The following is a 21078-nucleotide window of genomic DNA, read 5'->3' as shown; positions in this document are numbered from 1 at the left end:
TGAGCATGCGAGCTCGGACAGACCGCGTCAAGCAGTTATCCGAGCGGCAGCCAGCCGTTGGCGGCGTGCATCGAATCGCCGTCGTCCAGCTCCCGGCCCGCCACGCCAGGACCGACCCGGCCGTGGTTCTCGTTGAGGTCGCTGATCAGGTCCGCGACCGGGTGCGAGTCGCTGTAGTGGTAGCCCTGGGCGAGGGCGAAGCCGAGTTCGGTGAGCACCGCCGCCTGGTATTCGGTCTCCACGCCCTCGGCGATCACCTGGAGGTCGAGCGCGCTGCTCAACGCGGCGATCACGCCGAGCAGCGGCGGCGCCGGGGAGTCGGAGCGGATCGCGGCGACGAAGGACTGGTCGACCTTGAGGATGTCGCTCGGCAGCGTGGCCAGCCGGCTGAGCGAGGAGTATCCGGTGCCGAAGTCGTCGATGGCGATCCGCACGCCGCGGTCGCGCAGGGTGTGCAGATTCGCGATGGCCGTGTGCGATTCGGCCGCCAGCTCGCTCTCGGTCACCTCGAGCACCAGTTGCTCGGCGGGCCAGCCGGTGTTGGCGAGGATGCCCGCGACGCGGTCGGCGTAGCCCGCCTCGGCCAGTTCCAAGCCGCTGACGTTGACGTTCAGGGTCAGATCGAGTTGCGCGAAGGTATCTTGCAGTCGCGCCGCGTCGGCACAGGCCCGGCGCAACACCAGCTCGTCCAGATCGGAGATGAGGTCGTATTCCTCGGCGACCCGGATGAGTCCCTCGGTGGTGACGTCCGGCTGCGCGCTCGACGACCAGCGCAGCAGCGCCTCGACCCCGACCGCCTTGCCGCCGCCCTCGCTGAGGCTGACGATCGGCTGGTAATGCACGTCGAGCAGGCCGCGGTCGATGGCCTCGCGCAACTCCACCGCGAGCGGTAGCTGCCGCGACGACTCGAGCACCGTCCGGTTGCGGCCCGCCTGCTTCGCCCGATACAGGCCGACATCCGCGCGGCTCACCAGCAGCGAACCGGATTCGCCTGGCTGCCATGAGGTCACACCCGCGGAACACCCGGTGGTCACCGCCGCGCGCAACTGCTCGGTGAGCAGGATGGCCGCCTGCTCGGTGGTGTTCGGCAACAGCAGCGCGAACGCATCGCCGCCGTAGCGGGCCAGACGCTGGTCCGGCGCAAGCAGTTTCGACCAGGTGTCGGCGACGCGTTGCAGCACGGCGTCGCCGGCCCGGTGGCCGAGGTGGTCGTTGATCTTCTGGAAGCGGTCGAGGTCGACCAGGACCAGCGCGAGTCCCTGGCCGGTGCGGGTGGCCTGCTCGATCGCGGAGTTGAGCGAGCGGTCGAAGCCGCGCCGGTTCAAAAGGCCGGTCAGCACGTCGATGTCGGCTTCCGACGCCATCCGGGTCAGGATGCCGACGACCACGCCGACACCGAAGGTCACCCCGGCCGGGATCAGTCCGGACCACCACGGCAACCCGGGCACCACCGGCCGCGCGGGCAACACCCACAGGCACAGCACCATGGCGAAGGCGATGTGCGCGGCGGCCTGCGACCACGCGAAGAACAGCGCGGCGTCACAGGCGACGAAGACATAGAAGGCGGCGAGGCTGATCGCGCCGACGGTGTTCGGGAAGGCGTAGACCGCGACCGTGACCAGCACCGTCGCGATGGCGACGTAGACGTGATGCACCGAGTGCGGCAGCCGCGGACCCCAGGCGAGCAGGGTGAGTCCGAGCGTCAGCGCAATCGCCGCAGCCGCACCAACCAGCGGCCGACTACCCTCGTCGCCCGGGGCGATCGCAGTAATCAGCAGACCCAGCACACCACCCATGACGTAGAACGCCCCGGTGGTCCGAGCCATGACCATAGCTGTCGCCAGCGCCGATGCCGCCCGCACCCGGGTTCGGGTATCGCCGCGCGCCCCGATTCCTCGCACGGACAATAGCCTAGACACAACGAATCCCGGCGGTTGCCACATCCCGTGAATCCGGCATGGCGAACCGGTGGCTATTCATCTTCGCGAAACATTCGGGTAGCCAACACGACTTGGCCACGGCGGCCCACATCCGACATTCGCCGACCGGGGCACGCCAAGGCTAGAGGCGAACCGCGGGCAGTTCGGACGAGCGAGTGTCCGCGGTTCGCCGGATGACGTGCGGGCGGGAGTTCGCCTACTTCGGCGGCGTCAGCACCTCGGTGCCGACGAACGGAACCAGCGCCGCTGGCACCCGCACCGAGCCGTCGGCCTGCTGGTTGTTCTCCAGGATGGCCACGATCCAGCGGGTGGTCGCGAGCGTGCCGTTCAAAGTCGCTGCGATCTGCGGCTTTCCGTTCTCGTCGCGGTAACGCACGGACAGGCGACGGGCCTGGAAGGTGGTGCAGTTCGAGGTCGAGGTGAGTTCCCGGTAGGTCTGCTGGGTCGGCACCCAGGCCTCGCAGTCGAATTTGCGCGCGGCCGAGCTGCCGAGATCGCCCGCGGCAACGTCGATGACCCGGTAAGGGACCTCGACAGCCGCGAGCATGTCCCGCTCCCAGCCGAGCAGCCGCTGGTGTTCGGCGTCGGCCTGTTCGGGCGTGGTGAAGACGAACATCTCCACCTTGTCGAACTGGTGCACCCGGATGATGCCCCTGGTGTCCTTGCCGTAGCTACCGGCCTCGCGGCGGAAGCACGACGACCAGCCGGCGTAGCGCTTCGGGCCGTCGCTCAGGTCGAGGATCTCGTCGGAGTGGTAGCCGGCCAGCGGCACCTCCGAGGTGCCGACCAGGTAGAGGTCCTCCTCGGCGAGCCGGTAGACCTCCGAGGCGTGCTGCCCGAGGAAACCGGTGCCCGCCATGATCTCCGGGCGGACCAGCACCGGCGGGATCATCATGGTGAAGCCGTTGGCCACGGCCTTCTGCGCCGCGAGCTGCAGCAAACCGAGCTGCAGCAGGGCACCGTAGCCGGTCATGAAGTAGAAGCGGGCGCCGGAGACCTTCGCGCCGCGTTCCATGTCGATCAGGCCGAGCGACTCGCTGAGGTCCAGGTGGTCTTTCGGCTCGAAATCGAATTCCGTTGGTTTCCCTACGGTTTCGAGCACGACGAAGTCGGCCTCGCCGCCGGCCGGCGCGCCGTCCTGCACCACGTTCGAGATGGCGCGGTGCGCGGCGTCCATATCGGCGTCGGCGGCGTGTTGCGCGACCTCGGCCTCCTTGACCTTGACCGACATCTCCTGCGCCTGCGCGAGCAGCGCGGATCGCTCGTCCTTGCTCGCCTTGCCGATCAGCTTGCCCATCGCCTTGTGCTCGGCGCGCAGGTTGTCGGCGGTGGCGACGGCCGCGCGGCGGGCCACGTCCGCCTCGAGCAGGGCATCGACGAGGGCGGGGTCTTCGCCACGGGCGCGCTGCGAGGCACGGACCGCGTCGGGGTTGTCCCGCAGGAATCGGAGGTCGATCATGGGGCCTCAGCCTAGTGGTCCGGCTATTACCGTTTCACCCCGATATCCCTGGATGCGGAGCACTCGGCCGACGGCGCGCGCATAGTTGGCTTGTGGGCACAACTTTCGACGAATCAGCGATCGATGAAGCACTGGCCGAGCTGACCGCGGGCGAGAAGGTGTGGGCACAGACCCCGCTGCGCCGCCGCCGGGAGCTCCTCGACGACCTGCACGCGCGGACCGGCCGCTTCGCCGACGACTGGGTGCGGGCCGCCCGGACGATCAAGCGGCTGGACGCGGACTCGCCGCTGGTCGGCGAGGAATGGATGTCCGGGCCGCTGACCATGTTGCAGGCCACCGCCGCGCTGTCGGCGACGCTGGCCGCGCTGGAGGACGGGCGCAGTCCGCTCGACGGGGTGTCGATCAAGGATGCGCCCGGCAATCGGGTCGCGGTGCCGATCCTGCCGCTGAGCACCTACGACCGGCTGCTGCTCAACGGTTTTCACGGCGAGGTGTGGCTGCGGCCCGGCGTCGACGCCGCGACCGCGCGGCGGCGGGCCGGGCTCGCGCAGCTCGATCCGACCGCGACCGGCGGCATCGGGGTGGTGCTCGGCGCGGGCAACATCACCTCTATTCCGCCGCTGGACGCGTTGTACGAGCTGTACGCGCACAACCGGGTGGTGGTGCTGAAGCTGAACCCGATCACCGATCCGCTCTACACGGTGTTCGAGATGGTGTTCGCGCCGCTGTGCGAGCTGGGCGTGCTGCGGGTGGTGACCGGCGGCGCGGAAACCGGCAGTTACCTGGTGCATCACCCGGACGTCGCGCATGTGCACATGACCGGCAGCGCGCAGACGCACGACGCGATCGTGTGGGGACCTGGCCCGGAGGGGCTGGAACGCAAGCAGGACAAGCGGCCGGTGCTGGACAAGCCGATCACCAGCGAGCTCGGCGGGGTGTCGCCGACCATCGTGGTCCCCGGCGACTGGTCCGACGCCGATCTGCGGTATCAGGCCGAGCACGTGGCCACCCAGCGGCTGCACAACGGCGGCTACAACTGTGTCGCCGCACAGGCGATCGTGATCAGCAAGGACTGGGAACTCAAGGACAAGTTCCTGGCCGAGCTGCGCACCGCGCTCGCGCAGGCGCCGCAGCGACCCGCCTATTACCCGGGGAGCGACGCGCGGGTCGCCGACGCGGTGGCCGCCTATCCGGACGCCGATCAGCTCGGCTCGGGGCGGGTACTGGTGGAGCAGTTACCGCTCACCGATACGCCGCTGTTGCGCACCGAATATTTCTCGCCCGTGCTCGGCGTGGTCGAACTGCCTTATGCGGGCGGTGAATTCCTGCAACAGGCGGTCGATTTCGCGAACAATGAACTGACCGGGACGCTCGGCGCCAACGTGCTCGCCCATCCGGCGACCATTCGCAAGCTCGGCATCGGGTTCGATCGCGCTATCGAGCGGCTACGTTATGGCGCGATCGCGGTGAATGCGTGGACCGGGCTCGCCTTTCTCGCCCCGCGCGCATCCTGGGGCGCTTTCCCCGGGCACACACTCGACGATGTGCAAAGCGGAATCGGCGTGGTGCACAACGCTTTTCTGCTCGACGATGTGGAACGCACGGTGGTGCGCGGTCCGTTCCGCCCCGCACCGCGCTCGGTGTTGCGCGGTGAGCCGGCGTTGTCGCCGAAACCGCCGTGGTTCGTCGGCAATGCCGCGGCGGCGGTGACCGGGCGCAAGCTGACCGAGTTCTACGCCAGCGGCAACCCGGCCCGGATCCCCGGCATCTTCGTCTCCGCGTTCCGCGGTTAGCCCGGCGAAAAGAGCTGATCAGAGCAGGTCGTGGCACCGCGGCGCGGAGACTGCCATGATGGATCGCGATGTCCTCCTCCGATCATGCACCCAAGCCAGAGCCCGCGAGCCGGCTGACCAAGCGCGGCCTGCCGACGCGCACCGGCGCGGTGCGGCGGCCACTCGACACGGTTCGCGGCTGGTTCAGCGGCGATGTCCCGCTGCCCGCGCCGACCCTGCGCTGGGGTCTGCTGCTGGTGGCGGCGGGCGCCGTGATCGCCGCGCTGGTGACGTTGTTCGTGACCGGATTCGACAACAACAAGGTCGCGGCGCACACGCCGGGCTCGCCCGGTGAGCCGATCGTGGACAAGGAATTCGGCACCGCGGTCAAGGGCGACTGCCTGAGCTGGGCCAAGCCGGACCACTCCGATCTGGCCAAGGTGCGCTGCGACAGCAAGCACATGTTCGAGGTCGCGGCGGATGTCGACATGAGCAAATACCCGGGCAAGGAATTCGGGCCGGGGTCGCGGTTTCCGGACTCGCTGCGCCTGACCGAGCTGAAGGAAGAGCACTGCGTGCCCGCGGTGCAGCAGTACCTGGGCGGGAAGTTCGATCCGCGCGGCCGCTACATCGTCGGGCTGATGTATCCGAGCCCGGACGGCTGGCAGCACGGTGATCGCACGTTGCGCTGCGGGTTGCAGTACGCGGCCAGCGCGGGCACGCCGGCCTCGGTGGGCAGCGCCGCCGACCACGATCAGTCCAAGGTGTACGGGCCGGGCGTGTGCCTGGGCATCAATCAGAACCTGCCCACCGATCCGGTGGATTGCGGGCAGGCGCACTCGGTGGAGGTCGTCTCCACCATCGACCTCGGCCAGCGATTCCAGGGCGGCCCGCCGGCCAAGGAGGAGCAGGACAAGTTCGTCGAGGACGAATGCGCGCGGACCTCGTCGGACTATCTCGGCGGGCCCGACGTGATCAAGAACAAGACGCTGACCCTGTTCTTCGACTACCTGGACGCGCGCAGCTGGCTGGCGGGCAGCCGCAAGCTGGACTGCATGGTCGGCAAGGGGGCGGACCGGGAGGGGTTCGCGCCGATCACCGGTTCCGCTAAGGGCGACATCCTGATCAACGGCCAGGCCCCGCAGCCGCCGCCGAACACCGGGCGCTCCACCCCGACGCCGCTGCCCGGCGCCGCGCCGCTGCCGCCGCAGCCGAGGTAGTTCGCGACGATGTCGGTCTCCATGTCCGAGGAGCGGTTCGAGGAACTGGTCGGCGACGCGCTCGACCGCATTCCACCGGAGTTGGCCCGAGCCATCGATAACGTGGTCGTGCTGATCGAACCTCGCAATCCGGAGGATCCACATTTACTCGGGCTGTATCACGGCGTCGCGCTGACCGAGCGGGACAGCCACTACGGCGGCACATTGCCGGACACGGTGACGATCTATCGCGAATCCATCCTGGCCATCTGCGCGGACGAGGCCGAAGTGGTGGAAGAGGTGGCAATCACCGTGATCCATGAGATCGCACACTATTTCGGCATTGACGAAGACCGCCTGCATCAGCTGGGATGGGGCTAGTCTTTACCCCAGCTGTATGAGTGCGGTTGCAGTTGGGGTGAGACAGGAAGAAACTTTAGGGGATTCGATGGAACCGATCGCTTTGCTGTCGCGTCCTATCACTCGAAGGGGGAATTCTCATGGTTCCGCCCCATCGCCGCCACTAGAAGGAGTCGAGTCATGGTTGGCCACGTACTAGTACAACCCGAAGTCGTCCTCGCTGCTGCCGCCGAGCTGGATCTACTCGCCGAGCGGCTGGCTGCCGCCGCCGCGTTGACCGCGCCCGCGACGCATGTCGTCCCCTCCGGGGTCGACGAGGTGTCACTGCATGCCGCGAACCACCTCAACCGGGGCGCGATGACGCATGACCAGGCAGTCGCGCAGGGGATCCTGGAACTGCACCACGCCGCCGCGACGCTGCGCAGCCAGCTCGTCACCCACATCGGCGAGGACGTCGCGCGGGCGACCGTCGTCAACGCCATCAGCGGAACAATCGCTTAAACGCCTGCGGGCACAGCAACAAGCACGAGCAAGGGGAGAAAGCATGACCGCAGGAATCACCGGGGTGTTCTGGCTGCCCCGCATGGCAGAAGGAAACTCGATCGCGCTCAACGCGGGCGCACACGCCGTGCCGATCTCGGCCGCGGCGACCGCGTGGGGCGGACTCACCGCCGCCTGGGTGGACGCCACCGCGACCGTCGCCCGGGTGATGGCCGAGCTCGGGGTCGGCATGCAGGGCATCAACGGCATCTCGGCGCTGTCCAAGCTCACCGGCTTCATCGGCTGGGCCGAGCAGCAGGGCGTCATGGCGGCCACCATGGGCTCGAAGGCGGCGGGCAACGCGATCGCCTACACCGTGGCCTCGATCGCCATGCCCAGCCTCCCGGAGATCGCGGCCGTCGACGCGGCGCGCGTCGCCGCCCACTCGACCGGCGGCGTGCTGAACGGCACCTCCGAAGCGGCCGAGGCGGCCAAGGCCGCGCTCGACCTGCGGGCCGCGCTGACCATGGAGACCTACGAGGCGGCGACCACCGCGATGGTGCTGACGCCGGGTGAGTTCGTCAACCCGCCGGCCATCGCGCACGGCGCCGGCTCCGCGGACCAGGCCGGTCAGGCCGACCAAGCGTTCCAGGCCACCAACGCCGATCCGGTGCAGACCGCGATCTCCACGGCGGCCGCGTTCGTGAACAACCCCGCCGTGATCAGTGCGGCGACGCAGGCGGCGAACGTCGCGGGCTCGGTGGCGACGACCGGCGTGTCCGGTGTCGGCACCATCGGCTCGCACGCGATCGCGGCCGTCACCTCCGCGGCCTCGGTGCCCAGCGTCACCAGCGCGGCGCCGGCGGCCATGGTCGGTGGCGCGGGCCTGGCCTCGGCCGCGGTGTCGGCGGGCACGCGGTCCGCGTCGTTCGGCTCGGGCGCCTCGGTCTCGGTCGGCAACGGTTCGCTCAAGCTGCCCGAAGGCTGGGGGTCGAGCACGATCGGTGGCGCACCCACCGCGGCTCCGGTCGCCGAGAACGTATCGGTCAGCCAGCCCACCGCGGCGCCGGTGCAGCGCAGCAACACGCCCGGCAGCCCGCTGCTCGGCAACCAGGTTCGCGACGAGGACGACGAGTCCGAGCACAAGAACCAGATCGACCTGCGCGCAGAGCACTTCACCGACGGCCGCTACGCCGCCGACGGAGTGATCGGCGCCGAGACGGCCGCTAAGTGACGGTGCTCGGCGCGGGCCGCGGCCCGTCGATGCTCGCCTCGGTGGTGTTGTCGCTCGACGAGATGCAGTTTCTCCTGGAGAAGCTGGAGATCGACGAGGTGCCCGTTGTGCTGGACGCACGCGGGCAATACGACAACGTCACCGATCACGATGCCGCGATGGCCGTGGCCGCCCAGTCGCTCACCGATCGGGAACTGCTGATCGGTGACGTGGTCCACCAGGAACTCGAAGACCGGCTGCTGGCGCTGTACCGACCGCACTGGGTGGTCGCGCTACGGCTGTTCGTCGACGGTCAAGCGAGTCGGATGTGTCTCGCGAAGGGCGACGATGTTGTCACCGTCGCCCTGCGCGGGCCGCAGTCCTACGTGATCGACGAGGCCCAGGACGACCTGCCCGGCCCGGTGATCGCGGCGCTCGGCCCGGCCGATCCGCTCGACCTGACCGGCATGCGGGCCCCGACCGAGCAGCTGGTCCCGATCTTCGACGACACCGGTGACGCGGCCGCGACCGCCAACCGGCTCGCCAAGGTCGGCACCCCGGCCGCCGACGCACAGGCCCTCGCCTCGGCGATGGTGCAGATCCACTCGCACGCCGAGATCGTCGGCGTGGTGTACGGCGACGGCACCCGCGACGTCACCGACAACCACATCGCCGTGTTCAACACGCGCGGCGGGCGGTTCATCGCGACCGCGAGCAAGTCCGACGACGAGGTCAAGTGGACGTCGCTCAGCTCGGGCACGCCCGCTCGGTTGCGAACGGCGTTGCAGGACTTGATCAGTGGGCTGCCCGAGCGGGCAGAGTTTCCCCGCAAGCCCGAGCAGGTCTAGCTCGATCCGCTGAAATCAGCTTGCTGCAAAACGTCGAAATGCCCTGCGCTGAGATGGCACGCTGGTTACGTGGTTTCGCCGACGTTCGCCGCGATCGAGCAGGCTCTCCGGGACAGCTGGGCGGCCGACACGTGTTCGCCGGACGATGTGGCGAGGGCGGCATGGGATTTCGGCAATCCGGCCTGGGGGCACTGCGATATCACCGCGCTGGTCCTGCACGACGTGTTCGGCGGGGAACTGGTGCTCGGCGAGGTGTTCCTGGACGGCGAGCGGCGCGGATACCACTGGTGGAATCAACTCCCCGACGGGACCGAGATCGACCTGACCCGCGAGCAGTTCCGGCTCGGGGAAACCGTCACCAACCGCCGGATCGTGCATCGACCGGCGGGACCACTGCGCCGCCGCGGCGACGAGTACGCGCTGCTGCGGCGGCGGGTCGCCGAACGCATCGGCAGCGCACTGCCGGGCTGAGCGGTCAGCCCATCGGGTCGTCGGCGGTGGGGGCGACGTCGTAGCCGAACGGCGGCGTGAACCGGCCCCAGCGGATGCAGTCCCAGGTGCCGTCGGGCAGCGGGACCAACTCGATGGTCTCGGTGTTGTCCAGGTGGTTGTTCGTGGTGAACGGCGGCAGCACGTCGGCCAGATAGCGGGAGACCAAACGCATTGATGCGCCATGGTTTACCAGGATGACGTCGCCGGTATCGGAGTCCGACGTCAGGTAGGTCTCGCGGAGTTCCTCGATGACCGGCAGGAAGCGGGCCAGGACGTCACGACCGGATTCGCCGCCGGGGACGCGCTCGTCCAGATCGCCGTTGTGCCAGGCGCGGTAGATCCGCTGGAAGAACAGGTGGGCTTCCTCGCTGTGCTTGCCCTCCAGGTCGCCCGCCTGTACCTCCTGCACGTTGTCCAGGACGGTGGCGGGCACGCCGGTCGCGGCCTCGATGTAACCGGCGGTCTGGCGGGCGCGCAGCGCGGCGCTGCAGAACAGGACGCGCGGCGGGTTCACCAGGTTCTCGCCGAACAGCTTCGCCTGTGCCGCACCGCGTTCGGTGAGCGGCAGGCCGGGCACCTTCGTATCGAGGAGTTTCGCGACATTGCCCTCGGTCTCGCCATGTCGCACCAGAACCAACTTGCCCGCGGCGATCTTCTCGGTCATAGATCCGCCACCCCCTTTCTCAACTGCGTCAGCCATTCCGCGGCCGCCTCATCCGACGGCGGCGGCGTGCCGGTCGCTGACGTCGCAGGCCAGGAACCGAGGAACCGGATCCGCGCCGTGCGATGCAAAGCCTTGAGCGCCTCGGCCACCGCCGTGTCATCGATGTGGCCGACGCAATCCAGATAAAAGCGATAGGTGCCCATGCCGGTGCGGGTCGGCCGGGACTCGATCCTGGTCAAATCGATGCCGCGGGTAGCGAATTCGGCGAACGCGCGCATCAGCGAACCCGGCTCGTTGGTCAGTTCCAGCACTATCGACGTCCGATCCGCGCCGGTGGCCGGCGGAGCCACGCACGGACGGGTGACCAGCACGAACCGGGTGATCGCCTGCTCATGGTCGGCCACGCCGGCGGCCAGCACGGCCAGCCCGCGGCGAGCGCCGGCCAGCGCGGTGGACACGGCGGCGTCGGCGTGGCCCGCGACCACGTCGTCGGCCGCGGCGGCGTTCGACGCCGACACGTACGGCTGCGCCTGCGGCAGCTCCCGGGCCACCCACTCGCGCACCTGCGCGGCGGCCACCGGATACGCGGCCAGCGTGCGCACCTCGGAAAGGCTGGTGCCGGGGTGACCGAGGATCGTGAAGGTCACCTCGAGCTCGGTCTCGGCCACGATCTGCAGCCGCGGACCGATGGCCAGCGAGTCGAGCGTCGCGGAGATCGAGCCCTCGACCGAACTCTCGATCGGCACCACGGCGCCGGCCACGTCGCCGGAGCGGATCAGCTCCAGCGCGGCCCCTTGGCTGGGCGCGGCAACCCGCTCGACGGCCCCTTCGAAGGCCCCCGATGATTCGAGTTCGGCAAGGGCCATCTCGGTGAAAGTTCCGGAGGGCCCGAAGTACGCGATGCGCGGCACGGTTACGACCTTACTTGCGTCCGCGACCGGCGCTCCCGCGATTAACCCCCTACCCGGTCCCACCACGCCTTTCTCCGGTTGCCGCGCGGCCGCGCCGGCGCTCAGCGAGTCGACTGCCGACATCCCGAGCTATCTCGCCGCGTCGTGGTCCTGATCGACAACGGCGAACGAATCGAGTTCCGGCACTCGACGGCCCGCCGCGCAGATCCCGCCACGACCGCTGGCAAACGTTGTCCCCACCGAGCCGGCTCCGATCAACCGTGAGTGACGCATCGGCAATGGTGTGCCGCTGAGGGGTCAGTTGGGGGCAAGCGGTTGCAGGGCTTGGGTGATTTCGTCGACGGCGTCGGTCTCGATGGCAAGGAGAACGGTTCGGAATGCTTCTACCGCAGGGGGTTTCAGGGCGATGAGGAAGTTCGTGTCCGGGGTGGCGAGGGCCGTGCGGATGTCTTCGCCACAGAGCGCGGCGACGGTGGCGGCCACGATCGCCAGGGCGCGTTCGCCGGAGGAGGTGCGGGCGATGAAGCCGGTGTCGGTGTGCACGATGGTGGCCAGGAAGTCGGCGATGGCCGCGTCGGGGGCGTCCGCGTCGAGGGTGGGGACGGTATTGCCCGGCCGGGGTGCACGCACCAGGCCTTCGACGAGGCTGCGCCGGGCGGGAGTGGTCAGTGTTATGAGTACCGGTTCTCCGGTCGATTCCGCTCCGTGCGCCACCGATTCACCGTAACAACCCGCGGCGGTGCGGAGTTCAGGGAGGCAACCAGCGGCGAATTCTCCGGATCAGCCTGGAGCTAACGCTTGCGGATGTTTCGCTCGTCACTTAGCTTAGGGTAACCTAATTGAGCGCCCGAGCGAGGCGAACAACGCCCGACCACGGAGGTTTGCATGCCGCGTCCGACACCGACTGTCTCACCGTCCACCGCCGAGCGGGTGCGCAGCGCGTGTGCGCATGCGGAGCAGGCGGTGCTGGCCATGCCCGGCATCGACCCGACGCCGGTGTCCGTGCATCACGTGCGCGAGTGCGGCGACGCGGTGATCGCGGTGCCGACCACCTCGGTGGCGGCGATCGTGGCCGGGAACTCGCCGGACGCGGGCGCCCCCGCGGTCCTGGAACTCACCGATCACGCGCCGCTGCCGCTGCGCGAACCCGTGCGCGCCCTGGTGTGGCTGCGCGGGTGGGTGCGGGCCGTGCCCGCTCAGGCGCAGCGCGCGCTGGCCGGTGAGGTCGCCAAGGAGAACCCGGATCCGGGCCTGCTCGATGTCGGGCACACCGCGACGCTGCTCCGGCTGGTGATCAACTCCGCGGTGGTCGCCGACTCGACCGGCGCCGAATCGGTGAGCATCGACGAACTCCGCCGCGCACAGCCGGATCCGTTCTGCACCTTGGAATCCGCGTGGTTGCAGCACATGGATGCCGACCACGCGGACGTCGTCGCGCAACTCGCACGCCACCTGCCGCCCCGACTACAGCACGGCATCGTGCACCCCCTCGCCATCGACCGCTACGGCCTCACCCTGCGCATCGAAGGCCGCGACGGCGACCACGACTTCCGCCTCCCGTTCAGCACCCCCGCCGACGACATCGAATCGCTCAGCCGCGCGGTCCGCACGCTGGCCGGCTGCCCCTTCCTCAACGGACTGCGCCGCATCTGACGCGGACTGTTGCCACGCCGGTTCGCGGATCTGCGCTCGGGCCGACGTTGCGCAGGCCCCGCCCGCGCAGATCCGAGTCGGCTCGCGCGGGTCCGTTGCGTCGCCTTGCCAGCGGTTGTGGATGCGCGCGAGTTCGCCTGCTGCGCAATGATTTGCCCGCTGGTTCCTGCGCGGCACGCTGATCGGTGCGCGGCGTGCTGGTGCGGGTTCGCGCTACGGCAGCCAGGACACGTGGCCGCGGAGCACGGTGTATCCGACGTAGGCGACCGTATCGATGGTGGCGTGGGCGAGGATCAGCGGCCACAGCTTGTTCGTGCGCTGCCAGTAGCGGCCGAAGATCAAGCCCATCACCAGGTTTCCGAGGCCGCCGCCGAGGCCCTGGTACAGGTGGTAGCTGCCGCGCAGCAGGGCCGAGGCGAGCAGGGACGAGTTCTCCGACCAGCCGAGTTTGCGCAGGCGGGTGATCAGGTAGGCGACCACGATGATCTCCTCGGCCAGCGCGTTCGCGCAGGCGGACAGGATCAGCGCGGGCAGCCGCCACCAATGGTCGCCGAGCGACGCGGGCACGATCGTCACGCTCATCCCCAGCGCGTGCGCGGTCAGATACAGGCCGAGACCGGGCAATCCGATGATCGCCGCAAGCACCAGCCCCGGCAGGACGTCCGCGCGCCAGCGCATCCGCGTCGCGAGACCGATCAGCCGCGGCCCGATTCCGCTGCGCCACAACAGATACAGCCCGAGCGCCGCCCACCCGGCCAGCCGCGCCACACTCAACAACTGGAACAGCAGATCGATCGTCGACTGGGTGGACCGCGACGGATTCAGCGCGACCGTCCGCCCACCCACCCCGCCCGGCGCGAGCGCGCTCTCCACCAGCGACAGCGCCGCGTTGAGCCCGCTCAACCCGAACGTGACCACCAGCACGACCGCGAGCTCGAGCTTGATCCCGAGCCGCTCCCGCTCCGTCACCTCGGACTCGCCGGCCCCGGACTCACTACGCATGGACTCGAATCTATTGCCCGGCGATGCGCACGCTCCACGCGCCGCACCTCGAGTCGTGTCCGCCAACCCGTGAAGCCTGGCCATGGCGCAGACGATCCGCCCAGTGCAGGTTCGGTCGAGTGAGCTGCCGCGCCGAAAACCACCCGGGAGACGGCACATGCGCGGCTAGCCCTACCCACCGAACAATCACAAGCTCCGCCGACCAACACCTCTTCGTCCGACGACCACCGGACACACCGAACGTGCAGTGCCACGGCCAACACCCAGTTCGATGTTCGAGCGGCCGCCGCGATCCGTCTCGCCCAGCTGCGCTCGCCAGACGACAGCAGGCAAACACCTTTCACGATGAGCAGATATTGCCGGTCCACTCAGCGGTCCACCCGCTCCGGTGTCGACAAACACATCGATCCGCGGACATAGCCGATGACCTGCATCGATAGCCACACCGGACAGCCGGCCATATCCCGTGACCCAACTGTTCTCCGCATCTCGATAACACCGAAGGACCGCAGGCGAATTCATAGTGAGTGCGCGAACCGACGGGCACCGGGACCGGCGCGGACCACGCAGGGCACAGACGAGGTCAGCGCCGGGATCGGACGGAGATCATCCGTCGCACGACCTCCCCGAACGACTACGGATAAGTAGAGTCTCAGTGATGAATGGCGACGACCCCAGGTACCGCGCGCCGATGCGCCGGGTACCGCCGTCCGGCCCGCCGCCGCGGCAGCGTCCCGGGCCGCACCGCGCTGGCCCGCCGGGTGATCCGCAGTCGCCGTACATCGAGCCGACCCAGGTGCTGCGCCGCGGCGGCCCGCAGCCGCCGCTCGCGTATTCGCAGGTCCCGCCGGAAAACGCCGGAACCCGCCGGCCACCGCCGCCGCTGAACAAGCCGCCAAGGCCGCAGACCCACGCGCCGACGCAGCAGCCGGTGCCCTATCGCGAGGGACCGCCGCAGCGTCCGCATCGGCCGAGCCCGCCGCCGCCACCGCCGTCCGGTCCCCCGCGCGGCGAACGCCAGCCCCGCGCGCCACGGCCGCGGCGCAAGCGCCACTACTTCCGCTGGTTCCTGGTGCTGCTGGTGGTGCTGGTCATCGCCGCGGTCGGCGCCGTGGTGAAACTCGACGGCTCGCTGACCCGCATCCCGGCGCTGGCCAACTACGCCGACCGCATCGGCGATACGCCGGGCACTAACTGGCTGCTCGTCGGTTCGGACGGCCGCGCCGGCTTGACTCCCGAACAGGAACAGGAGCTGGCCACCGGCGGCGAGGTCGGCCCGGAACGCACCGACACGATCATGCTGGTGCACATCCCGAAGTCAGGCAAGACCACGCTGGTCAGCCTGCCGCGCGACTCGTACGTCAGCATCCCCGGCAACGGCAAGGACAAGCTGAACGCGGCCTTCGCGATCGGCGGACCGCAGCTGCTGGTGCAGACCGTCGAGATCGCGACCGGCGTGCACATCGACCATTACGCGCAGATCGGCTTCGGCGGTTTCGCCGACGTGGTGGACACGCTCGGCGGCATCGACGTCTGCGTGCCGAAGGCCATCGACGACCCGCTGGCCGGGATCAACCTGCCGGCGGGCTGCCAGAAACTGAACGGGCCGGAGGCGCTCGGTTTCGTGCGCAGCCGTGCGACCGCGCTGGCCGACCTGGACCGGATCAACAATCAGCGCATTTTCATGGCGGCGCTGGTGAAGAAGGCGACCAGCGGCGCGACGCTGGCGAATCCGTTCAAGCTGTGGCCGCTGGCGACCGGCATGGCGAAATCGCTGAAGGTCGACGACGGCGACCATATCTGGAATCTGGCGCAGCTCGGCTGGGCGATGCGCGGGGACACGATTCCGACCACCGTTCCGGTCGGCGGTTTCGCGGACACCGACAGCGGCAATGTGCTGCTCTGGGACAAGAACAAAGCCGGGCAGTTCTTCGATGCGATCGCTTCGGACCGACCGATTCCGGACGACCTGCTGACGAGGTAGCGTCGATTGCATGACGGACACCGAGCTCGATCAGCCGTTCCCCGCTCTGCTCAGCGCACAGATCCAGCGCGGTTTCACGGCCGCCCAGCAGTACCTCGCGGCGGCCGTGTACCTGGACTCGAATCGCTTGCCGCAGTTGGCGAGACACTGCTACGGCAAGTCCGAGGAGCAGCGCGCACACGCATTACGGATGGTCCAATATCTGCTCGACCGCGATCTGGAGGTCCGCGTCGGCGGGCTGAACGAGATCCGGTCCAGCTTCGAATCTCCCCGTGCCGCAATAGCTTTCCTGCTGGAGACGGAGCAGACCCGGAGCGGGCAGATTACCGGCCTGGCCCGCGCGGCCCGCGAATCGGGCGACTACCTGGGCGAACGCTTCATCCAGTGGTTCCTCAAAGAACAGGTCGAAGACGTCGCCAAAATGAACACGCTGCTGACCGTGATCGACCGTTCGACGGGCGATCTATTCGACGCGGAGAACTTCATCGCACGTGAACTCCGCGCCCCGCAACGGGCCGACAACGCGACCCCGAGAATGGCTGGGGCAGCGAAGAATTAATTAGGCAATACTAGCCTCAATAAGGTTGCACTTGGATGACAGACGCCTTGACCAGCGCTAATGTCCCCTACTATGTCCAGCCATCCGGAGTCCCCACGCAGCAAATTCCACGGCCTGCTCCATGATCAGATCAGGCACGAATTCAACGCCGAGCATCAATACATCGCAATCGCGGTATGGTTCGACAATGCTGACCTGCCGCAGCTGGCCAAGCGTTTCTATGCGCAGGCGGTCGAAGAGCGCAACCACGCGATGATGATCGTGCAGTACTTCCTCGATCGGGATATCAGCGTCGACCTGTCCGGTATCGATGCGGCAAAGTCCAAGTTCGAGAATGTGCACGAGCCGATCGCGCTGGCCCTGGCCCAGGAGAAGACGGTCACCGACCAGATCATCCAGCTGGCCAGCACCGCCCGCGAAGAGGGCGATTACCTGGGCGAGCAGTTCATGCAGTGGTTCCTGAAGGAGCAGGTCGAGGAGGTCGCGAACATGACCACCCTGCTCACCATCGCCGAGCGCGCCGGGTCCAACCTGTTCGATCTGGAAGAGTTCATCGCCAGGGAAATGGGTGGTCCGAGTGATGCTTCCGGCGCCCCGTCGGCCGCGGGCGGATCCATCTGATCGGTCAACGCAAACAGGCCCAGCTCTTCGCGAGCTGGGCCTGTTGCCGTTTTAGGAGGCGTCCTACTGAGCGCTCATGGTGCTGAGGATTGCCTTGAGTGCCGCGATAAGTTCAGTCATGAAACTTGTTTCCTCTTTCTTCATCAGGTCGGTGAGGCCACCCTCTACCAGCGTCCGATACTAGCCGAGAAACTGACTCCCGAGTAGCGAGGAAAATATTCGCTGTGGTTCAGCGCAGGGTGACTTGGCGCGAACGCAGACCGTCGCGCGAGCGCCGCTCACCGGCGGTCAACGGCGCATCCGTGGCGAGCGCCTCGGCCAGCCGCGCATCGAATTCCTGTGCGGGCTTTGCCCATTCATCCGGGTGCTGTTCGGGATCCAGGTCGAAGACCGGGACCAGCACGCCGTGCGTGCGGAACGAACCGGCGAACCGGGAGCCCTCGCCCAGCTGCAGACCACCCGCGGCGTGCAGGCGAGCCAGCGCCAGCATCAGGTCGTCCTCGGCCTCCGGCCGGACCCAGCGGATGTGCGCCTTGTCGCCGGCGTCCACCCACCACGCCGCACCGGTCGCGTCCGGGCCGAGCGCGATCCGCGCCGACGGCTTGATCGCCAGCTTGGCCTGCTCGATGGTCGCGGCGACCTGCGGGTCGGGCTGCACGCCCTCGGGCACCCACCAGTCGAAGTCCTGGTGCACCGTGAGGTCCAGGTCCGCACCGGCATCGATGACATCGGCCAGGCGCGGGCCACCGGCCACGCTCTCCACCGACGCCAGCGAGTCGCCGGGCTCGGCGGACTGCGTCCACAGGATCGCGGCGGCGAGATCGGCGCCGAGGTCGGCGCCCTGGAACTGCACCTGCGCACCGACGTAGCCGCTCGGCTGATCGCCGGCCCGCACCAGCGCGGCCACCGCGCCGGGCAGCACGGTGGCGAGCACGACCGAACGCTCGGCCGCGACGCCGGACGCCAGCTTCAGCTCGGCGGTCGCCGACGGCACGAACTCGCAGAGCGCGACCAGATCGCACTCCGCGGCCAGCCCCTCGAAGGGACGCGAGACGGTCTGGGCCGCCTGCTCCAGCGCCACCTTCCGCTCGGCGAGACGCAGTGCCCGGTTCCCTCCGGGCTTAGGACTATTCCGCTTGCTCTTACCCACGGGGGGTCAACCTACAGGGTGTGCGCGGCGCCACCCCGCGCGCCACGGCACCGGACGCGGCCCGAGACGGCGGGTGGCCGGACCGTCGACGGCCGATCGGCGAACGACGCAGGCGCACAACCTGGTTCGCGCACACCGCGATCCGCGGCGACCTGGTCACCGGACCGACTCTGTCAAGGCACCTTTCGGACTCAGGCGGCGTCGAGTAGCGCCTTGGTGCGGCCGGGGTGGTTGGTGGCGACCCAGCTGACGCCGAGGTCGGCGCACAGGCGGACGTCGTCGGGGTCGTCCACGGTCCAGCAGTAGGTGGCCCGGCCCGCGGCGGCGGCCTTGTCCACCAACTCGGGATGATCGCGCAGCGTCTTCACCGACGGACCGACGGCGGTCGCGCCGACCGTGGTCGCGGCGCCGCCGCCGAGGTAGCGCGACGACTCACCGAGCAGCACTGTCGGCAGCAGCGGCGCGGCGCGGCGGATCCGCCAGACCGCGGTGGCCGCGAACGACATCACCACCGCGCGTGAGTGATCCGCGGACGCGGGCGTGGCGATGCCGAACCGCTGCAACTCGGCGAGCAGCTTGTTCTCCACCAGCGCGCCGTAGCGCACCGGGTGCTTGGTCTCGATGAACAGCTTGGTCGGCCGGCTGCGCCAGTCCAGCACCAGCGTGATCAGCTCGCTGAGGGTGAGCACCTCGGCCGCTTCGCCGTCCGCGCCGAAGTCGAGTTCCTTCAGTTCGTCCAGGGTCATCTCGCTGACCAGCCCGGTGCCGGAGGAGGTCCGGTCGACGGTGCGATCGTGCACGCACACCAGATGCCCGTCCCGGGTCAGCCGGACGTCGCATTCGACCCCGTCGGCGCCTTCCTCCAGCGCCAATTCGTATGCGGCGAGCGTGTGTTCGGGGCGCGCCGCCGAGGCACCGCGGTGCGCCACGACGAACGGTGCGCGACTGACCTGGCTCACTTGGCCATAACCTCCTCGTGCTCACGGTCCACTGCACCGTTGTCGATATCTGTGTCCGGTGGCGCGTCGGCCGCGTCCTTCGGCTGCTCCGCCGCGCGCGCCCCGCCGCCGGGTTGCACCGGCTCGATCACCGGCACGGCCGGATCGACGGCGATCAGCCAGCGGCGCGCGGTCCGGCTGCGGCCCAGCGCGTCTCGATCCTCGACCGCGCGCAGCATGGCCAGGGTGAGCAGCGCGACCGCGGCGGCGACCAGGTCGGTGAACCCGGTGAACAGCACGCCGTCCGCCTTGACCTGCAACGAGTCCGCCGTCCGCCAGGCCAGCGCGGCCGCCGTGACCAGGCCGCCGAAAATCCAGGCGGCCCACCAGATCCGGATCGCCCGCAGCGCGCGCGGATCGGACCGGCGCGCGACGATCTCGGTCAGGAAGACGCCGGGCCACAGCAGGTTGACCACCGGAATGACGCAGCCCAGCACCAGCGTCCGGACCGAGCGCGGGTCGGTGCGTCCGGCCTCCTGGAAGGCGAGCCTGCGCGCGTCGACCAGCCAGCCGACCACGGCCACCGCGGACAGCAGCGCGAGCAGCAGTGCGATCAGCGCGGCCGCGACGACGAACACGTCGGAGCAGATCAGCACCGCGGGATGGATCAGCCGCGTCCGATTGCGCAGCAGCAGTAGGTAACGCAGCAGTTCGGCGACGGCCGCGACGGCGAACATCGACGCGGTGGCGATCAGCAGCGTGGACGCCCACCTGGTCAGCCTGGTCAGCGGGGGCGGCGCCGCGGCGGCGGGCCGGGGCGCCGGATCGAGCAGGCCCCAGCGCGGAACCTGGGTGTAGCGCGGGGTTTCGCGGCGCGCGGCGCGCCCGGCGGCCGGGGCGCGGCGGGTGCGCTGGTCGGGCTTGCGCGCCACCCAGCGATAGTTGCGCCGCTCGGCGGGCGCGTCGATGGGCGCGGGCGAGAGCAGCACGCCGCGGCAGCGCGGGCACCAGTGCATCGGGGTCGACTGCACGGCCCAGCGCGCGCCACACCGCGCACAAGGTTGTACGACCGTGCTCACCGTGCCTCCTGTGTCTCGCGGCGTTCGCTAGTAGATCTTCGCCTGCCGGTCACCGTCGGCCACCAGCGGGCGTCCGGCCTGCTGCCAGGCCACCATGCCACCGTTGACCTGGATCGCGTCGAAGCCGATGTGCGTGAGGTATTCGACCACCTGCAGGGAACGGCCGCCTTGCCTGCAGATGACATAGAGATCGACGTCGTAGTCCAGCTCGTCCACCCGGGCGGGCACGTCCACCATCGGGATGTGCACGGCGCCCGGCGCGTGTCCGAGCTGCCATTCGTCGTCTTCGCGCACATCGAGCAGGATCGCGCGCGGGCCGTCGGCCGGACTCGGCGCGCCGCTGTCGAATTCGCTCGGCACCGCGTCCACCGGGACCGAAGGAACATGGGGACTCGTCACGGTTTCGATCCTGCCATGGGTGGACGGGTGCCGCGTGGTTCCGGCCCGCGCCCGGGCGGCCGGCGGCTCGACATCGAGCCGGTACTTCAGGTATGTTTTCCGTCCCGGAACCCTGATCGATGCCCCGCTCAGTGGCCGCATGTGCATACCTCCGACAGAGTTATCCACATAATCCACAACTTCATCCACAGGCTGCAGCTATCAGACAGCGCACCAGTTTCAGGGTTTGGCTATCGAAGCTACCCATCGGCTAACTCATCTTCCAGCCCACGCACCCCGATCCGGGGCCCTTCGCGGGCCGTCAGCAGATTCGCGGCGTGTTCGTGCGGCGCGAACGACCGATCCGGGACTCCCC

At 69.0% G+C, this 21078-nt stretch carries 21 protein-coding genes; 11 read left to right on the top strand and 10 right to left on the bottom strand.

What is annotated here, in order from left to right; translation table 11 throughout:
* Positions 1 to 35: 35 nt before the first annotated feature.
* Together F3087_RS05155 and serS are read right to left on the bottom strand one after the other, a co-directional pair.
* Positions 36 to 1901: a putative bifunctional diguanylate cyclase/phosphodiesterase gene (locus tag F3087_RS05155; RefSeq protein ID WP_223884824.1), complete on the bottom strand. Its 1866-nt coding sequence runs from the start codon at positions 1899 to 1901 to the stop codon at positions 36 to 38.
* Positions 1902 to 2136: 235 nt separating this feature from the next.
* Positions 2137 to 3399, bottom strand: a complete 1263-nt coding sequence (gene serS / locus F3087_RS05150; RefSeq protein WP_150400555.1) for a serine--tRNA ligase — start codon at positions 3397 to 3399, stop codon at positions 2137 to 2139.
* A 92-nt stretch (positions 3400 to 3491) separates the two neighbouring features.
* Between serS and F3087_RS05145 the strand changes: the two genes are divergently transcribed.
* The 7 genes from F3087_RS05145 to F3087_RS05115 all read left to right on the top strand — a co-directional run bounded on the left by F3087_RS05145 (position 3492) and on the right by F3087_RS05115 (position 9742).
* Entirely contained in the window at positions 3492 to 5192 is a 1701-nt protein-coding gene (locus F3087_RS05145; protein WP_150400554.1) for an aldehyde dehydrogenase family protein, read from the top strand.
* A gap of 68 nt (positions 5193 to 5260) precedes the next feature.
* Positions 5261 to 6391: a septum formation family protein gene (locus F3087_RS05140; RefSeq protein WP_223884823.1), complete on the top strand. Its 1131-nt coding sequence runs from the start codon at positions 5261 to 5263 to the stop codon at positions 6389 to 6391.
* Positions 6392 to 6400: 9 nt separating this feature from the next.
* Positions 6401 to 6751 carry a metallopeptidase family protein gene (locus tag F3087_RS05135; RefSeq protein ID WP_150400553.1) on the top strand — a complete coding sequence of 117 codons (351 nt, stop codon included), beginning with the start codon at positions 6401 to 6403 and terminating at the stop codon, positions 6749 to 6751.
* A gap of 159 nt (positions 6752 to 6910) precedes the next feature.
* On the top strand, positions 6911 to 7231 hold the full coding sequence (locus tag F3087_RS05130; RefSeq protein ID WP_150400552.1) for a PE domain-containing protein: 321 nt from the start codon (positions 6911 to 6913) through the stop codon (positions 7229 to 7231).
* A gap of 43 nt (positions 7232 to 7274) precedes the next feature.
* Positions 7275 to 8444 carry a PPE domain-containing protein gene (locus tag F3087_RS05125; RefSeq protein WP_150400551.1) on the top strand — a complete coding sequence of 390 codons (1170 nt, stop codon included), beginning with the start codon at positions 7275 to 7277 and terminating at the stop codon, positions 8442 to 8444.
* A complete protein-coding gene (locus F3087_RS05120) occupies positions 8441 to 9271 on the top strand; it encodes an ESX secretion-associated protein EspG (RefSeq protein WP_150400550.1) in 831 nt (276 codons plus the stop codon). The genes F3087_RS05125 and F3087_RS05120 overlap by 4 nt, the downstream gene beginning before the upstream one ends.
* A gap of 69 nt (positions 9272 to 9340) precedes the next feature.
* Positions 9341 to 9742 (top strand): YunG family protein, encoded by a 402-nt coding sequence (locus F3087_RS05115; protein WP_223884822.1) that lies wholly within the window; start codon positions 9341 to 9343, stop codon positions 9740 to 9742.
* A 4-nt stretch (positions 9743 to 9746) separates the two neighbouring features.
* Here the strand turns inward: F3087_RS05115 and F3087_RS05110 are convergent, their stop codons facing one another.
* The 3 genes from F3087_RS05110 to F3087_RS05100 form a co-directional block, all read right to left on the bottom strand.
* Positions 9747 to 10427, bottom strand: coding sequence for a histidine phosphatase family protein (locus F3087_RS05110; protein ID WP_150400548.1), 681 nt, complete (start codon positions 10425 to 10427; stop codon positions 9747 to 9749).
* Positions 10424 to 11338: a prephenate dehydratase gene (gene pheA / locus F3087_RS05105; RefSeq protein WP_150400547.1), complete on the bottom strand. Its 915-nt coding sequence runs from the start codon at positions 11336 to 11338 to the stop codon at positions 10424 to 10426. The genes F3087_RS05110 and pheA overlap by 4 nt, the downstream gene beginning before the upstream one ends.
* A gap of 297 nt (positions 11339 to 11635) precedes the next feature.
* Positions 11636 to 12052 carry a hypothetical protein gene (locus tag F3087_RS05100; protein ID WP_150400546.1) on the bottom strand — a complete coding sequence of 139 codons (417 nt, stop codon included), beginning with the start codon at positions 12050 to 12052 and terminating at the stop codon, positions 11636 to 11638.
* Between the two features lie 171 nt (positions 12053 to 12223).
* On the opposite strand from F3087_RS05100, the gene F3087_RS05095 reads away from it, so the two are divergent.
* Positions 12224 to 12991 (top strand): DUF2470 domain-containing protein, encoded by a 768-nt coding sequence (locus tag F3087_RS05095; protein WP_150400545.1) that lies wholly within the window; start codon positions 12224 to 12226, stop codon positions 12989 to 12991.
* A 213-nt stretch (positions 12992 to 13204) separates the two neighbouring features.
* On the opposite strand, the gene F3087_RS05090 is transcribed toward F3087_RS05095, so the two are convergent.
* Positions 13205 to 13993: a CPBP family intramembrane glutamic endopeptidase gene (locus F3087_RS05090; RefSeq protein WP_150400544.1), complete on the bottom strand. Its 789-nt coding sequence runs from the start codon at positions 13991 to 13993 to the stop codon at positions 13205 to 13207.
* 658 nt (positions 13994 to 14651) lie between these two features.
* Between F3087_RS05090 and F3087_RS05085 the strand changes: the two genes are divergently transcribed.
* The 3 genes from F3087_RS05085 (at position 14652) to F3087_RS05075 (ending at position 17157) form a co-directional block, all read left to right on the top strand.
* Positions 14652 to 15977 (top strand): LCP family protein, encoded by a 1326-nt coding sequence (locus F3087_RS05085; RefSeq protein WP_223884821.1) that lies wholly within the window; start codon positions 14652 to 14654, stop codon positions 15975 to 15977.
* A 10-nt stretch (positions 15978 to 15987) separates the two neighbouring features.
* Positions 15988 to 16536 (top strand): ferritin, encoded by a 549-nt coding sequence (locus F3087_RS05080; RefSeq protein ID WP_150400543.1) that lies wholly within the window; start codon positions 15988 to 15990, stop codon positions 16534 to 16536.
* Positions 16537 to 16608: 72 nt separating this feature from the next.
* Complete coding sequence (locus F3087_RS05075) at positions 16609 to 17157, top strand: ferritin (protein WP_150400542.1); 549 nt, start codon at positions 16609 to 16611, stop codon at positions 17155 to 17157.
* A 229-nt stretch (positions 17158 to 17386) separates the two neighbouring features.
* Here F3087_RS05075 and F3087_RS05070 read toward each other — a convergent pair whose 3' ends face one another.
* The 4 genes from F3087_RS05070 to F3087_RS05055 form a co-directional block, all read right to left on the bottom strand.
* Positions 17387 to 18307 (bottom strand): DUF5926 family protein, encoded by a 921-nt coding sequence (locus F3087_RS05070; RefSeq protein WP_150400541.1) that lies wholly within the window; start codon positions 18305 to 18307, stop codon positions 17387 to 17389.
* Between the two features lie 191 nt (positions 18308 to 18498).
* Positions 18499 to 19266, bottom strand: coding sequence for a glycerophosphodiester phosphodiesterase (locus F3087_RS05065; protein WP_150400540.1), 768 nt, complete (start codon positions 19264 to 19266; stop codon positions 18499 to 18501).
* Complete coding sequence (locus F3087_RS05060; RefSeq protein WP_191093769.1) at positions 19263 to 20324, bottom strand: DUF4328 domain-containing protein; 1062 nt, start codon at positions 20322 to 20324, stop codon at positions 19263 to 19265. Before F3087_RS05060 ends, F3087_RS05065 begins: the two co-directional genes overlap by 4 nt.
* Before the next feature lie 27 nt (positions 20325 to 20351).
* Positions 20352 to 20723 carry a rhodanese-like domain-containing protein gene (locus F3087_RS05055; RefSeq protein ID WP_191093768.1) on the bottom strand — a complete coding sequence of 124 codons (372 nt, stop codon included), beginning with the start codon at positions 20721 to 20723 and terminating at the stop codon, positions 20352 to 20354.
* Positions 20724 to 21078 lie beyond the last annotated feature (355 nt).

The organism is Nocardia colli (assembly GCF_008704205.1).
GTDB classification, from domain to species: Bacteria; Actinomycetota; Actinomycetes; order Mycobacteriales; family Mycobacteriaceae; genus Nocardia; species Nocardia colli.
The sequence above is the reverse complement of the archived record's forward strand: the minus strand, read 5'-3'. Positions and strand labels throughout refer to the sequence as shown.

Excerpts from the sequence above, each read along its gene's own strand:
- F3087_RS05135 (WP_150400553.1), top strand. The coding sequence starts at position 6,401 with ATGTCGGTCTCCATGTCCGAGGAGCGGTTCGAGGAACTGGTCGGCGAC.
- F3087_RS05075 (WP_150400542.1), top strand. The coding sequence starts at position 16,609 with ATGTCCAGCCATCCGGAGTCCCCACGCAGCAAATTCCACGGCCTGCTC.
- F3087_RS05080 (WP_150400543.1), top strand. The coding sequence starts at position 15,988 with ATGACGGACACCGAGCTCGATCAGCCGTTCCCCGCTCTGCTCAGCGCA.
- F3087_RS05130 (WP_150400552.1), top strand. The coding sequence starts at position 6,911 with ATGGTTGGCCACGTACTAGTACAACCCGAAGTCGTCCTCGCTGCTGCC.
- F3087_RS05095 (WP_150400545.1), top strand. The coding sequence starts at position 12,224 with ATGCCGCGTCCGACACCGACTGTCTCACCGTCCACCGCCGAGCGGGTG.
- F3087_RS05110 (WP_150400548.1), bottom strand. The coding sequence starts at position 10,427 with ATGACCGAGAAGATCGCCGCGGGCAAGTTGGTTCTGGTGCGACATGGC.
- F3087_RS05125 (WP_150400551.1), top strand. The coding sequence starts at position 7,275 with ATGACCGCAGGAATCACCGGGGTGTTCTGGCTGCCCCGCATGGCAGAA.
- F3087_RS05085 (WP_223884821.1), top strand. The coding sequence starts at position 14,652 with ATGAATGGCGACGACCCCAGGTACCGCGCGCCGATGCGCCGGGTACCG.
- F3087_RS05090 (WP_150400544.1), bottom strand. The coding sequence starts at position 13,993 with ATGCGTAGTGAGTCCGGGGCCGGCGAGTCCGAGGTGACGGAGCGGGAG.
- serS (WP_150400555.1), bottom strand. The coding sequence starts at position 3,399 with ATGATCGACCTCCGATTCCTGCGGGACAACCCCGACGCGGTCCGTGCC.
- F3087_RS05140 (WP_223884823.1), top strand. The coding sequence starts at position 5,261 with ATGTCCTCCTCCGATCATGCACCCAAGCCAGAGCCCGCGAGCCGGCTG.